Source organism: Streptomyces sp. NPDC085932 (assembly GCF_044540525.1).
Taxonomy (GTDB): Bacteria; Actinomycetota; Actinomycetes; order Streptomycetales; family Streptomycetaceae; genus Streptomyces; species Streptomyces levis.
In genome coordinates, this window is the sequence record NZ_JBITSJ010000009.1 from 174,726 (window position 1) to 188,516 (window position 13,791).

Annotated in this window: 12 protein-coding genes; 11 read left to right on the forward strand and 1 reads right to left on the reverse strand. The window is 71.6% G+C overall.

The genetic code is table 11. The features are described 5' to 3' along the window. The first annotated feature begins 256 nt into the window (after window positions 1-256). The 5 genes from ACIGAQ_RS35620 (at window position 257) to ffh (ending at window position 7,879) form a co-directional block, all read left to right on the forward strand. Window positions 257-1,753 carry a hypothetical protein gene (locus tag ACIGAQ_RS35620; protein ID WP_399790381.1) on the forward strand — a complete coding sequence of 499 codons (1,497 nt, stop codon included), beginning with the start codon at window positions 257-259 and terminating at the stop codon, window positions 1,751-1,753. 340 nt (window positions 1,754-2,093) lie between these two features. Beyond that, window positions 2,094-3,437 (forward strand): ammonium transporter, encoded by a 1,344-nt coding sequence (locus ACIGAQ_RS35625; RefSeq protein ID WP_311685385.1) that lies wholly within the window; start codon window positions 2,094-2,096, stop codon window positions 3,435-3,437. After that, window positions 3,434-3,772, forward strand: coding sequence for a P-II family nitrogen regulator (locus ACIGAQ_RS35630; protein ID WP_030231663.1), 339 nt, complete (start codon window positions 3,434-3,436; stop codon window positions 3,770-3,772). Before ACIGAQ_RS35625 ends, ACIGAQ_RS35630 begins: the two co-directional genes overlap by 4 nt. A 28-nt stretch (window positions 3,773-3,800) precedes the next feature. Beyond that, the gene (locus ACIGAQ_RS35635; RefSeq protein WP_362281823.1) at window positions 3,801-6,248 is read left to right on the forward strand and encodes a [protein-PII] uridylyltransferase; all 2,448 of its coding nucleotides are present in this window, start codon (window positions 3,801-3,803) and stop codon (window positions 6,246-6,248) included. A gap of 83 nt (window positions 6,249-6,331) precedes the next feature. Continuing rightward, window positions 6,332-7,879, forward strand: coding sequence for a signal recognition particle protein (gene ffh, locus ACIGAQ_RS35640; RefSeq protein WP_094055765.1), 1,548 nt, complete (start codon window positions 6,332-6,334; stop codon window positions 7,877-7,879). Between the two features lie 91 nt (window positions 7,880-7,970). On the opposite strand, the gene ACIGAQ_RS35645 is transcribed toward ffh, so the two are convergent. Then, complete coding sequence (locus ACIGAQ_RS35645; RefSeq protein WP_399790386.1) at window positions 7,971-8,828, reverse strand: methyltransferase domain-containing protein; 858 nt, start codon at window positions 8,826-8,828, stop codon at window positions 7,971-7,973. A gap of 198 nt (window positions 8,829-9,026) precedes the next feature. Between ACIGAQ_RS35645 and proS the strand changes: the two genes are divergently transcribed. The 6 genes from proS (at window position 9,027) to trmD (ending at window position 13,731) form a co-directional block, all read left to right on the forward strand. Next, on the forward strand, window positions 9,027-10,442 hold the full coding sequence (gene proS, locus ACIGAQ_RS35650) for a proline--tRNA ligase (RefSeq protein WP_399790389.1): 1,416 nt from the start codon (window positions 9,027-9,029) through the stop codon (window positions 10,440-10,442). Window positions 10,443-10,712: 270 nt separating this feature from the next. After that, window positions 10,713-11,315, forward strand: a complete 603-nt coding sequence (locus ACIGAQ_RS35655; RefSeq protein WP_094055768.1) for a hypothetical protein — start codon at window positions 10,713-10,715, stop codon at window positions 11,313-11,315. A 295-nt stretch (window positions 11,316-11,610) separates the two neighbouring features. Then, window positions 11,611-12,030, forward strand: coding sequence for a 30S ribosomal protein S16 (rpsP, locus tag ACIGAQ_RS35660; protein ID WP_094055769.1), 420 nt, complete (start codon window positions 11,611-11,613; stop codon window positions 12,028-12,030). Between the two features lie 2 nt (window positions 12,031-12,032). Then, on the forward strand, window positions 12,033-12,272 hold the full coding sequence (locus ACIGAQ_RS35665; RefSeq protein WP_003973401.1) for an RNA-binding protein: 240 nt from the start codon (window positions 12,033-12,035) through the stop codon (window positions 12,270-12,272). A gap of 83 nt (window positions 12,273-12,355) precedes the next feature. Beyond that, window positions 12,356-12,898: a ribosome maturation factor RimM gene (rimM, locus tag ACIGAQ_RS35670; protein ID WP_311685374.1), complete on the forward strand. Its 543-nt coding sequence runs from the start codon at window positions 12,356-12,358 to the stop codon at window positions 12,896-12,898. After that, window positions 12,898-13,731, forward strand: a complete 834-nt coding sequence (gene trmD / locus ACIGAQ_RS35675) for a tRNA (guanosine(37)-N1)-methyltransferase TrmD (protein WP_311685372.1) — start codon at window positions 12,898-12,900, stop codon at window positions 13,729-13,731. Before rimM ends, trmD begins: the two co-directional genes overlap by 1 nt. Window positions 13,732-13,791 lie beyond the last annotated feature (60 nt).

Consider the following 13,791-nt stretch of genomic DNA (forward strand, 5'->3'; position numbering starts at 1 on the left):
CGCGTTGACGCACAGGAGTTCATTCGATGGGGTGGCGAATGGTGGCGTTTACGTGTGAGCCGTGGCTGGACGGGTGATCGTAGGATTACTTTGTGTGCACGAGGCCTGGGGGCACATGCGCTCGTGGGTATGCCGGAGGCAAGTCGTCTTTCCGTTCGAAGGGTGACAAGGGCCGGACGGACGACCGTACGAACCGGCATGCTGATAGGGCTTGGCGCACTCGGCGACAAGTGGTCTCAGGGATGGGGGCGTTCCAGTGAGCGGCAACGGCGGAAGCGGGACGAACGCTGCACACGCGACGCACACTGACAAGCGCCCCAACGAGCTGCTCACCTCCTGGTTCGTGCGCAGCGGCTGGTCCAAGGGCGAGCTCGCCCGGCAGGTCAACCGCAGGGCCCGCCAGCTGGGCGCCAACCACATCTCCACGGACACCTCACGGGTGCGCCGCTGGCTCGACGGCGAGAACCCGCGCGAGCCGATCCCCAGGATCCTCTCCGAGCTGTTCTCCGAGCGTTTCGGCGTCGTCGTCTCCGTCGAGGACCTGGGGCTGCGCACCGCCCGCCAGTCACCGTCCGCGACCGGCGTCGACCTGCCCTGGACGGGCCCGCAGACCGTGGCCCTGCTCAGCGAGTTCTCGCGCAGCGACCTGATGCTGGCGCGGCGCGGCTTCCTCGGGAGCTCGCTGGTCCTGTCTGCGGGCCCGGCTCTCATCGAGCCCATGCAGCGCTGGCTCGTGCCCTCGCCCCCAGGGCCGCGGTCCGAGCCCGAGTCGGCGGCCGCCTCGGGGCGCGGCCGGGGCCGGCTGTCCAAGCCGGAGCTGGACCTCCTGGAGTCCACGACGGTGATGTTCCGCCAGTGGGACGCCCAGTGCGGCGGCGGACTGCGCCGCAAGGCCGTCGTCGGCCAGCTGCACGAGGTGACCGACCTGCTCCAGGAACCCCAGCCGGAGGCCACCACCCGGCGCCTGTTCAAGGTCGCCGCCGAGCTCGCCGAGCTGGCCGGCTGGATGTCGTACGACATCGGGCTGCAGCCGACCGCGCAGAAGTACTTCGTCCTCGCGTTGCACGCGGCCAAGGAGGCCGGCGACCGGCCCCTGGGCTCGTACGTGCTGTCCAGCATGAGCCGCCAGATGATCCACCTCGGCCGGCCCGACGACGCGCTGGAGCTGATCCACCTCGCGCAGTACGGCAGCCGGGACTGCGCGAGCCCGCGCACCCAGTCGATGCTGTATGCGATGGAGGCCCGCGCCTACGCCAACATGGGCCAGCCCGGCAAGTGCAAGCGGGCGGTGCGGATGGCCGAGGACACCTTCGCCGAGGCCGACGAGTGGGACGAGCCCGACCCCGACTGGATCCGCTTCTTCTCCGAGGCCGAGCTCTACGGCGAGAACTCCCACTCGTACCGGGACCTGGCGTACGTCGCCGGCCGCAGCCCCACCTACGCCTCGCTGGCCGAGCCCCTGATGAAGCGGGCCGTGGAGCTGTTCGCCGAGGACGGCGAGCACCAGCGGTCGTATGCGCTGAACCTGATCGGCATGGCCACCGTGCACCTCCTGCGGCGCGAGCCCGAGCAGAGCACGGTCTTCGCCACGGAGGCCATGCGGGTCGCCAAGAAGGTCCGCTCCGAGCGCGTCAACACCCGCATCCGCAAGACCGTGGACACCGCCGCGCGCGACTTCGGCGACCTCGGCGAGGTCGTCGACCTGACCGAGCGGCTCGCCGCCGAGCTGCCCGAAACCGCCGAGGCGGTCTGACCGGCCGCCCGGCCCGCTGAACCCCGGCCGCGGCCGGCCCTCCCGAACCGCCCGACTCGGCTCCCCCAGCCAGGTCATCGGAGGGCCGACCGCGGCCGGCCCGTGCGCCCCGGAATCCGGGAGAGCGCCGAAGGTTGCGCCACGATAACGATCAGCGCGGCCGCCCTCCGGCAGTTCATCGACGCGTAACACAGCACGCGCCTTCGTCACGGTCGCGAAACAACGAGGGGCTTCCACCGAAACCGCGCTGCGCCAATCTCGTGGCGCATAACCGGCCCACCCCCTCACTCCGCTCCAGGCTTCGCCCGCACGGGGCCGTACCAATGACGAGGAGACGCCGATGGCACCAGCCATCACCCTTGCCGCAGAGGCGCCCAAGCTCTCTGCCGCCAACACAGGGTTCATGCTCATCTGTTCCGCCCTGGTGATGCTCATGACCCCGGGCCTGGCCTTCTTCTACGGAGGCATGGTCCGCGTCAAGAGCACCCTGAACATGCTGATGATGAGCTTCATCAGCCTCGGGATCGTCACCATCCTGTGGGTGCTGTACGGCTTCTCCATGGCGTTCGGCACCGACTCCGGCAGCCTCGTCGGCTGGAACTCCGACTGGGTCGGCCTCGGCAACATCGGCCTGACCGAGCTGTGGGACGGCTACACCATCCCGGTGTTCGTCTTCCTGGTCTTCCAGCTGATGTTCGCGATCATCACGCCCGCCCTGATCAGCGGCGCCCTGGCGGACCGCGTGAAGTTCAGCGCCTGGGCGCTGTTCGTCGCGCTGTGGGCCACGGTCGTCTACTTCCCGGTCGCGCACTGGGTCTGGGGCGCCGGCGGCTGGGCCTTCGAGCTCGGCGTGATCGACTTCGCCGGCGGTACGGCGGTCCACATCAACGCCGGCGCCGCCGCGCTCGGCGTGATCCTGGTCATCGGCAAGCGCGTCGGCTTCAAGAAGGACCCGATGCGCCCGCACAGCCTCCCGCTGGTGATGCTCGGCGCCGGTCTGCTCTGGTTCGGCTGGTTCGGCTTCAACGCCGGCTCCTGGCTCGGCAACGACGACGGCGTGGGCGCGCTGATGTTCGTCAACACCCAGGTCGCCACCGCCGCCGCCGTCCTCGGCTGGCTCGCCTACGAGAAGATCCGCCACGGCGCCTTCACCACGCTGGGCGCCGCCTCCGGCGCCGTCGCGGGCCTGGTCGCCATCACCCCGGCCGGCGGCGCCATCTCCCCGCTCGGCGCCATCGCCGTCGGCGTCATCGCCGGTGTGCTGTGCGCCATGGCCGTCGGGCTGAAGTACAGGTTCGGCTACGACGACTCCCTCGACGTCGTCGGCGTCCACCTGGTCGGCGGCATCCTCGGCTCCCTGCTCATCGGGTTCTTCGCCACCGGCAAGGGCCAGTCCGACGTCGCGGGCCTGTTCTACGGGGGCGGCCTGGACCAGTTCTGGAAGCAGTGCGCCGGTGTCTTCGGTGTCCTCGCCTACTCCCTGGTCGTCTCCGCGATCCTCGCCTTCCTCCTCGACAAGACGATCGGCATGCGGGTCTCCGAGGACGACGAGGTCGCCGGCATCGACCAGGCCGAGCACGCCGAGACCGCATACGACTTCAGCGGCGCCGGTGGCGGCGCCGCCAAGACCGCCGCCGTCGCGGCCGCCGTGGCCGGAGCCGAGAGCAAGAAGGTGGACGCATGAAGCTCATCACCGCCGTCGTGAAGCCGCACCGGCTCGACGAGATCAAGGAGGCCCTCCAGGCCTTCGGAGTACACGGACTGACGGTCACTGAGGCCAGCGGCTACGGTCGGCAGCGGGGACACACCGAGGTCTACCGGGGCGCCGAGTACACCGTCGACCTCGTCCCCAAGATCCGCATCGAGGTCCTGGTCGAGGACGACGACGCCGAGCAGCTGATCGACGTCGTGGTCAAGGCGGCCCGTACCGGCAAGATCGGTGACGGCAAGGTCTGGTCCATCCCGGTCGAGACGGCCGTACGGGTCCGCACCGGCGAGCGCGGCCCCGACGCGCTCTGAGGCAGGAAAACAGAACAGGAGTCGCCGGGTGACGGGTACGGACGTGCGCAAAGAAGCAGAGGACTCGGGACCCGGCGGCTATGCGGCGGCCCGGCTGCGCCTCCTCACCGAGGAGGCGCGGTCCGGGCCGCCGCGCCGTGCGGCCCTCGCCGAACTGACCGACGAGTGGCTCTCGGGCCTGTTCGCCGCGGGCGCGGGCGACCTGCGCGGCGCCTCCCTGGTCGCCGTCGGCGGCTACGGGCGCGGCGAGCTCTCCCCGCGCAGCGACCTGGACCTGCTCCTGCTGCACGACGGCGGCGACCCCAAGGCCGTCGCCACCCTGGCCGACCGGCTCTGGTACCCCGTCTGGGACCTCGGCCTCGACCTCGACCACTCGGTGCGCACCCCCGCCGAGGCCCGCAGGACCGCGGGCGAGGACCTCAAGGTGCAGCTCGGGCTGCTCGACGCCCGGCACATCGCCGGGGACCTCGGCCTCACCGCGTCCCTGCGCACCGCCGTCCTGGCCGACTGGCGCAACCAGGCGCCCAAGCGCCTGCCCGAACTCCAGGAGCTGTGCGCGGAACGCGCCGCACGGCAGGGCGAGCTGCAGTACCTGCTGGAACCCGACCTGAAGGAGGCCCGCGGTGGACTGCGCGACGCCACCGCGCTGCGCGCCGTCGCCGCCTCCTGGCTCGCCGACGCCCCGCGCGAGGGCCTCGCCGACGCCCGGCGCCGCCTCCTCGACGTCCGCGACGCCCTGCACCTGGCCACCGGGCGCGCGACCGACCGGCTCGCCCTCCAGGAGCAGGACCAGGTGGCCGCCGAGCTCGGCCTGCTCGACGCCGACACGCTCCTGCGGCAGGTGTACGAGGCGGCGCGGCTCGTGTCGTACGCCAGCGACGTCACCTGGCGCGAGGTGGGGCGGGTGCTGCGCTCCCGTGCCGTGCGGCCCCGGCTGCGCGCCATGCTCGGGGGCGGCAAACCGACCGCCGAGCGCTCCCCGCTGGCCGAGGGCGTCGTGGAACAGGACGGTGAGGTGGTGCTCGCCCGCGCCGCCCGTCCCGAACGCGACCCGGTCCTGCCGCTGCGAGCCGCGGCCGCCGCGGCGCAGGCCGGACTGCCGCTTTCCCTGCACGCCGTCCGGCGCCTGGCGGCCACGGTGCGCCCGCTGCCGACGCCCTGGCCCGCCGAGGCACGCGAACAGCTCGTCACCCTGCTCGGGTCCGGCCGTCCGACCGTCGAGGTCTGGGAGGCGCTGGAGGCCGAGGGCCTGATCACGCGGCTGCTGCCCGACTGGGAGCGGGTCCGCTGCCGCCCGCAGCGCAACGCGGTGCACCTGTGGACCGTCGACCGGCACCTGATCGAGACGGCCGTGCGTGCCTCCGCGTTCACCCGCCGGGTCAGCCGCCCCGACCTCCTGCTGGTCGCCGCGCTGCTGCACGACATCGGCAAGGGCTGGCCCGGCGACCACTCCGTGGCCGGCGAGATCATCGCCAAGGACGTCGCCGCCCGCATCGGCTTCGACCGGCACGACGTGGCCGTCGTCGCCACCCTCGTCCGCCACCACCTGCTCCTCGTCGAGACCGCCACCCGGCGCGACCTGGAGGACCCGGCCACCGTGCGGGCCGTCGCCGGGGCCGTCGGCTCGCCGGGCACCCTGGAGCTGCTGCACGCGCTGACCGAGGCCGACGCCCTGGCCACCGGCCCGGCCGCCTGGTCGTCCTGGCGCGGCTCGCTCGTCACCGAGCTGGTCGAACGGGTCGCGGCGGTGCTCGCCGGAGATGTCCCGGACGACCCCGACGACGCCGCGCCCACCGCCGAGCAGGAGCGGCTCGCCCTGGAGGCCGCCGCGACCGGCGGCCCGGTCCTCGCCCTGCGGGCCCAGACCGAGCCGCCCGCCGGACAGGAGCCGTCCGGCGACCCCGAGCCGCTCGGCGTGGAGCTGCTCATCGCCGTCCCCGACCAGCCCGGGGTGCTGCCCGCGGTGGCCGGCGTCCTCGCCATGCACCGGCTGACCGTACGGACCGCCGAGCTGAGGTCGCTGACCCTGCCCGACGGGGTCGACGGATCCGTCCTGCTGCTGGACTGGCGCGTCGCCGCCGAGTACGGCTCGCTGCCGCAGGCCGCCCGGCTGCGTGCGGACCTGGTCCGGGCCCTGGACGGCACCCTGGACATCGCCGCCCGCCTCGCGGAACGGGACGCCGCCTATCCACGCCGCCGGGGCGTGGTCGCGCCCCCGCCGAGGGTGTCGGTCCACCCGGCCGCCTCCCGGCTGGCCACCGTCATCGAGGTCCGCTCCCAGGACGCCCCGGGCCTGCTGTTCCGCATCGGCCGCGCCCTGGAGGACGCGAGCGTGCGGGTGCGCAGCGCCCATGTCTCCACGCTCGGCGCCAACGCCGTCGACGCCTTCTACGTGACGGGCCCGGAGGGCGCGCCGCTGCCCGGCGACGAGGCCGAGTCGGTGGCGCGGAAGCTGGAGGAGACACTGCGCGGGTGATGCCGACCCGGCGACTTGTCACGCCGGGATACCCTGGAGGGCGATTCCCCAGTCCGTCTCCGACCCCGAGGACCGCGAGCGCCGTGTTCGATACTCTTTCCGATCGCCTCTCAGCGACCTTCAAGAACCTGCGCGGCAAGGGACGGCTCTCCGAGGCGGACATCGACGCCACGGCGCGCGAGATCCGGATCGCTCTGCTCGAAGCCGACGTCGCCCTGCCGGTCGTCCGGACGTTCATCAAGAACGTCAAGGAGCGTGCCCTCGGCGCCGAGGTCTCCCGCGCGCTGAATCCGGCCCAGCAGGTTCTCAAGATCGTCAACGAGGAACTGGTCACGATCCTCGGCGGCGAGACCCGGCGCCTGCGCTTCGCCAAGCAGCCGCCCACCGTCATCATGCTGGCGGGTCTGCAGGGTGCCGGTAAGACCACCCTCGCCGGCAAGCTCGGCCGCTGGCTGAAGGAGCAGGGCCACTCGCCGCTGCTCGTCGCCTGCGACCTCCAGCGCCCCAACGCGGTGAACCAGCTCAGCGTGGTCGCCGAGCGCGCCGGCGTCGCGGTCTACGCCCCGGAGCCGGGCAACGGCGTGGGCGACCCGGTCAAGGTCGCCAAGGACTCCATCGACTTCGCCAAGTCCAAGGTCCACGACATCGTGATCGTGGACACCGCCGGCCGCCTCGGCATCGACCAGGAGATGATGCAGCAGGCCGCGGACATCCGCGACGCCGTCTCCCCGGACGAGATCCTGTTCGTCGTCGACGCGATGATCGGCCAGGACGCCGTCAACACGGCCGAGGCCTTCCGCGACGGCGTCGGCTTCGACGGCGTGGTGCTCTCGAAGCTCGACGGCGACGCCCGCGGCGGTGCCGCCCTGTCGATCCGGCAGATCACCGGCAAGCCGATCATGTTCGCCTCGAACGGCGAGAAGCTCGACGACTTCGACGCCTTCCACCCGGACCGGATGGCCTCCCGCATCCTCGACATGGGTGACCTGCTCACCCTGATCGAGCAGGCGGAGAAGACGTTCAGCCAGGAAGAGGCCGAGAAGATGGCCTCCAAGCTGGCGTCCAAGAAGGGCCAGGACTTCACCCTGGACGACTTCCTGGCCCAGATGGAGCAGGTCCGCAAGATGGGCTCCATCTCCAAGCTGCTCGGCATGCTGCCGGGCATGGGCCAGATGAAGGACCAGATCCAGAACCTCGACGAGCGGGACGTCGACCGCACGGCGGCCATCATCAAGTCGATGACCCCGGGCGAGCGCCAGGACCCGACCATCATCAACGGCTCGCGCCGCGCCCGCATCGCCCGCGGTTCCGGTGTCGAGGTCAGTGCGGTGAAGAACCTGGTCGAGCGGTTCTTCGAGGCCCGCAAGATGATGTCCCGCATGGCCCAGGGCGGTATGCCGGGGATGCCCGGGATGCCGGGCATGGGCGGCGGTCCCGGCCGGGCGAAGAAGAAGCAGAAGCAGGCCAAGGGCAAGCAGCGCTCCGGCAACCCGATGAAGCGCAAGCAGCAGGAGCAGGAGGCCGCCGCCCGCCGCGCGGCCGCCGCCGAGGGCGGCAACGCCTTCGGGCTGCCGCAGCAGGGCGGCAAGGACTTCGAACTCCCCGACGAGTTCAAGAAGTTCATGGGCTGACGACCGGGTTCCGTACCCGGTCCCACGCGGCCAAGCCGAGGGCGCTCCTTCCGTGAAGGGGCGCCCTCTCGGTCGTGTCAGGCGCCGCGCGTCACGGCGTCCGGGCGATCAGGTACCGGAACACGTTCGGCATCCACACCGTGCCGTCCCGGCGCTGGTGCGGGTGCAGGGCCTCGGTCAGCTCCTTGTCCACCTGCACCTGGTCCGTCGCCCGCATCGCAGCGTCGAACAGACCCGTCGATTTCAGGCCGCGTACCGCGCTGTCCACGTCGGCGTAGCCGAAGGGGCAGGCCACCCGGCCCGAGCCGTCCGGCCTGAGCCCGGCGCGCTGGACGACCTCCTCCAGGTCGTCGCGCAGGGCCGGGCGCCAGCTGCCCGAGTGGCGCAGCGGCTCCGCCAGCTTCGTGGCCACCCGCAGCACGGACGCCGTGGCGCACCGCTCCGGCGGACCCCAGCCGGCCAGCACCACGGCGGCTCCGCGCTCGGCGAGCGGCGTCGCCTCCGCGAGCAGCCCGCCCAGCCCCTCCGAGTCGCCCGCGAGGCACCCGATCGGCTCGAAGGCCGTCACCAGCGTGTAGGCGGGAGCGCCCGGCGCCGCGGTGTCCCCGGGTGAGCCGTCCACCAGCCGGGTGTCCGTGCGGGTCCCGGTACCGGACGCCCCGGGCAGCAGCCGCTCCCGCGCCAGGGCCACTCTTTCGGGGGAAGCGTCGACACCGGTGACCGCCGCTCCCCGGGCGGCGGCCATCAGCAGGGCGAGTCCGGAACCGCAGCCGAGGCCGAGCAGCCGCGTGGCGGGACCCACGTCCAGTCGCTCGTAGACGGCCTCGTAGAGCGGTACGAGCATCCGCTCCTGGATCTCGGACCAGTCACGCGCGCGTGCACGCAGGTCCACGCGGGGTGCGGCCCCCGCGTGAGGCAGGTGCTGCTGCCGCACGAGCGTAGGTGTCATAAGTAAGCGCCCCAATCCGCCGAGAGTTGCCTCTTGCCGCTTCCATGGCCCCCGTGACAGTGCGCTCGCACTACCCCCGTATGCCAGGAAACTCCCCCCTCGACCCGTCGTCCAGTGGAATGCGGCAGGGCTTGTGAGATGTCATGTGCCGGTGGCGAGATTTCACATTCCGGCAACCTGGGCCCGTAGCATCGCGGCATGGCCAAGGCACCCGTACTCACGCCCCGCGGCGACGACTTCCCGCGCTGGTACCAAGACCTGATCACCAAGGTGGAACTCGCCGACAACGGTCCGGTGCGCGGCACCATGGTCATCCGACCGTACGGGTACGGGCTGTGGGAGCGGATGCAGGCGGAGATGGACGCCCGCATCAAGGCCACGGGCACCCAGAACGCCTACTTCCCGCTGCTGATCCCGCAGTCGTACCTCACGAGGGAAGCCGACCACGTCGAGGGCTTCGCGCCGGAACTGGCCGTGGTCACCCACGGCGGCGGCAAGGAACTCGAAGAGCCCGCGGTGGTCCGCCCCACCTCCGAGATGATCATCAACGCCTCCTTCTCCAAGTGGGTGCAGAGCTACCGCGATCTGCCGCTGCTCATCAACCAGTGGGCCAATGTCGTGCGCTGGGAGCTGCGGCCCCGGCTCTTCCTGCGCACGACCGAGTTCCTCTGGCAGGAGGGCCACACCGCGCACGCCACGTACGAGGAGGCGCGCGACTTCGCCGCGCACATCCACCGGCAGGTCTACGAGGACTTCATGGTGAACGTCCTCGCGATGGACGTCGTCCCCGGCCGCAAGACGGCCAAGGAGCGTTTCGCGGGCGCCGTCAACACCCTCACGCTCGAAGGCATGATGGGCGACGGCAAGGCCCTGCAGATGGCCACGAGCCATGAACTGGGCCAGAACTTCGCCAAGGCGTTCCAGACGCAGTACCTGTCGAAGGACGGCAGGCAGGAACTGGTCTGGCAGACCTCCTGGGGATCCACCACGCGCATGATCGGCGCGCTGGTGATGATGCACGGCGACGACGCCGGCCTGCGCGTGCCGCCCCGGCTGGCGCAGATCCAGGCCGTGGTCCTCGCGATCAAGGGCGACGAGGCGGTTCTGGCCAAGGTCCGCGAGGTCGGCGACCGACTGCGGGCGGCCGGCGTCCGCGTGCACGTCGACGACCGCACCGACATCCCCTTCGGCCGCCGCGCGGTCGACTGGGAACTCAAGGGCGTGCCCGTGCGCATCGAGATCGGCCCCCGCGACCTGGAGAACGGCACCGCGATGCTGGCCCGCCGCATCCCGGGAGGCAAGGCACCGGTCTCCCTGGACGAGCTGGCGGAACTGCTGCCCAAGGTCCTGGAGGAGGACCAGGAACTGCTGCTCACGCAGTCCCGCGAGCGCCGCGCCTCCCGCACGGCCGACGTGACGACGATCGAGGAGGCCGTCGAGGCGGCCACGGCCGGCGGCTGGGCGCGCATCCCGTGGGCGGTCCTCGGCGAGGAGGGCGAGGCCGCGCTCGCCGAGCACGCGGTGACCGTACGGTGTCTGGTCGCCGAGGACGGGTCGGTGCCCGACGACGGTGACGCACCCGGTAACGTCGCGGTCGTCGCACGCGCTTACTGAAGCGCGCGCGCACCGGCCGCGGGGGGCCCAAGGCGACCGAAACGCCTCTTGCGCCCTCGCGGACCCCACGCTCCCCGGCGCGCGGACATCTTCTACGCGCCGGGGCGTACGCGTTGCTACGCACCACCTTGTGGTGAGCTGCGAGGCTTCTCCACAGATCAGCGCACGCGCCCTCGTCGGGACGCATCAGAGGCAACTGACGGGTACGTGCAAATTATTTGGGATGGCCCGGAATCGGAACACTGGGGCACCCCGGCTCGTTGTCATTACGTGAGCACGACACAGACACCACCTGTTCTCGCCGCAGAGCTGGCACAGGCGTGGGCCGACATTCAGCGGTACCACCCCGAGCTGCCCGACCTTGCCGCGCCAGAGTCCCTGATCGGGGAGTCGTCGTCCGCGTGCGGTCACGAGCTCTCCTTCGAGCGACTGCTCCATGAGGCAGTCCATGGCATCGCCGCCGCGCGCGGCGTCCGCGACACCTCCCGTGCCGGCCGCTACCACAACCGCAGATTCCTCGCCATCGCCGAGGAGCTGGGCCTGGACCACCCCGAGGAACCGCACCCCAGCAGCGGCTTCTCCCTGGTCACGCTCACGCCCGAGGCGAAGCGCCGCTACCGCCCGACGATGGAGCGCCTCCAGCGCGCCCTCAAGGCCCACACGGCCGCGACCTCCTCCGACACCTCCCGCACCTTCCGGGGCCCGGCCGCCCGCCACGGCTCCTCGGGTGGCGGCGTGCGCGTCAAGGCGGTCTGCGACTGCGGGCGCAACGTCCGCGTCGTCCCGTCGGTCCTCGCCCAGGCCCCCATCGTCTGCGGCGGCTGCGGCAAACCGTTCCGCATCCCCGAGGTCGTGGGAGCGGTCGCGAGCTGACGTCCCCACCGGCAACTCGTGGCTGCCGGTCGGGGCGGACGGACCGCCGGAACGGACCGGCACCCGGCGTACCCCACCTCACCTCCACGCCGGGTGCCCCTCCGGCCTGCCCGGGCGCGGCGCACCCGCGGCCAGGGCGACCCGCGGGGTGTGGCACAATGGCTAGCTGTACTCGACAGCCGCACAGGAACCCTCTCGCCTCCGGCTGACGCGTCCATCGGGCACTCGGGTACCGCAACCCCACGCGGCTTCCTCGCCGTGCCCAACCACGTCAAATCCAGGAGAACCCACTCCCGTGGCAGTCAAGATCAAGCTGAAGCGTCTGGGCAAGATCCGTTCGCCTCACTACCGCATCGTCGTCGCCGACTCCCGCACCCGCCGTGACGGCCGTGCGATCGAGGAGATCGGCAAGTACCACCCGACGTACAACCCGTCGGTGATCGAGGTCGACGCGGACCGTGTCGCGTACTGGCTGGGTGTCGGCGCGCAGCCGACCGAGCCCGTGCTCGCCATCCTCAAGAAGACCGGCGACTGGCAGAAGTTCAAGGGCGAGCCGGCTCCGGCCCCGCTCCTGACGCAGCCCGAGAAGGCCGCGCGCCCGTCGTTCGAGGCTCTCGCCGGTGACGACGAGGGCAAGGGTGAGGCGATCACCCAGAAGAAGAAGGCTGAGAAGAAGGACGACGCCGCCGCTGAGTCCGCTTCGACCGAGGCCTGAGCATGCTCGAGGAGGCTCTCGAGCACCTCGTGAAGGGCATCGTCGACAACCCTGACGATGTGCAGGTCGCCTCGCGCAACCTGCGCCGCGGGCGGGTGCTCGAGGTCCGGGTCCACCCGGACGACCTCGGCAAGGTGATCGGCCGCAACGGCCGCACCGCACGCGCCCTGCGCACCGTCGTGGGCGCCATCGGCGGCCGCGGTGTCCGCGTCGACCTCGTCGACGTGGACCACGTCCGCTGACGCTTATCGCGCAACCGGCTCGGGCCGGGGAGGGCCACAGGGCCGTCCCCGGCCCGCAGTCGTATGACAGGAGAATGGACAACGTGCAGCTGGTAGTCGCACGGATCGGCCGTGCCCATGGCATCAAGGGCGAGGTCACCGTCGAGGTACGGACCGACGAGCCGGAGCTGAGGCTCGCCCCCGGCGCGGTGCTCGCCACCGACCCCGCCTCCGCGGGACCGCTCACCATCGAGACGGGCCGCGTCCACAGTGGCCGCCTCCTGCTGCGCTTCGAGGGCGTCAGCGACCGCACCGGCGCCGAGGCCCTGCGCAACACCCTCCTGATCGCCGAGGTCGACCCGGAGGAACTGCCCGAGGGCGAGGACGAGTACTACGACCACCAGCTCGTCGACCTCGACGTGGTCACCGCGGACGGCACCGAGGTCGGGCGGATCACGGAGATCTCGCACCTGCCCACCCAGGACCTGTTCATCGTCGAGCGCCCCGACGGCAGCGAGGTGATGATCCCCTTCGTCGAGGAGATCGTCGCGGAGATCGACCTGGAGGAGCAGAAGGCCGTCATCACCCCGCCCCCGGGGCTGATCGACGACCGCGCCGAGATCGCCTCCAGCCGGGACGAGTCCTGATGCGCCTCGACGTCGTCACGATCTTCCCCGAATACCTGGAACCGCTGAACGTCTCCCTGGTCGGCAAGGCCCGCGCGCGGGGACAGCTCGACGTCCACGTCCACGACCTGCGGTCCTGGACCTACGACCGTCACAACACCGTCGACGACACCCCCTACGGCGGCGGCCCGGGCATGGTCATGAAGACCGAGCCCTGGGGAGACGCCCTGGACTCCGTCCTCGCCGACGGCTACGAGAACGGCTCCCGCGAGCCCGCCCTCATCGTGCCCACCCCGAGCGGCCGCCCCTTCACCCAGGAGCTCGCCGTCCACCTCTCCGAGCGCCCCTGGCTGATCTTCACGCCGGCCCGCTACGAGGGCATCGACCGCCGCGTCGTCGACGAGTACGCGACACGCATGCCGGTCCACGAGGTCTCCATCGGCGACTACGTCCTGGCCGGGGGCGAGGCGGCCGTGCTGGTCGTCACGGAGGCCGTGGCGCGGCTGCTGCCGGGCGTCCTGGGCAACGCCGAGTCCCACCGCGACGACTCGTTCGCGCCCGGCCCCATGGCCAACCTGCTCGAAGGGCCCGTCTACACCAAGCCGCCCGAGTGGCGCGGCCGGGACATCCCCGACGTGCTGCTCAGCGGACACCACGGCAGGATCGCCCGCTGGCGCCGGGACGAGGCCCTCAGGCGCACCACCGCCAACCGGCCCGACCTCATCGAACGGTGCGACCCCAAGGCCTTCGACAAGAAGGACCGCGAGATGCTCTCCATCCTCGGCTGGGCACCGGACCCGGCGGGGGAGCCGTACGGCCGATTTTGGCGCAGGACCGAGGGCATGGAAGAATAGCCAGCTGTTGTGCGTCCGTCCGGCGCGCGCCCCTGCCACAGGGGGAGACGACGCCCGCCC

What these genes read in the sequence shown, in the direction of transcription:
- proS (WP_399790389.1), top strand. Translation starts at nt 9,027, where the DNA reads ATGGCCAAGGCACCCGTACTCACGCCCCGCGGCGACGACTTCCCGCGC.
- ACIGAQ_RS35665 (WP_003973401.1), top strand. Translation starts at nt 12,033, where the DNA reads ATGCTCGAGGAGGCTCTCGAGCACCTCGTGAAGGGCATCGTCGACAAC.
- ACIGAQ_RS35645 (WP_399790386.1), bottom strand. Translation starts at nt 8,828, where the DNA reads ATGACACCTACGCTCGTGCGGCAGCAGCACCTGCCTCACGCGGGGGCC.
- trmD (WP_311685372.1), top strand. Translation starts at nt 12,898, where the DNA reads ATGCGCCTCGACGTCGTCACGATCTTCCCCGAATACCTGGAACCGCTG.
- ACIGAQ_RS35625 (WP_311685385.1), top strand. Translation starts at nt 2,094, where the DNA reads ATGGCACCAGCCATCACCCTTGCCGCAGAGGCGCCCAAGCTCTCTGCC.
- ACIGAQ_RS35630 (WP_030231663.1), top strand. Translation starts at nt 3,434, where the DNA reads ATGAAGCTCATCACCGCCGTCGTGAAGCCGCACCGGCTCGACGAGATC.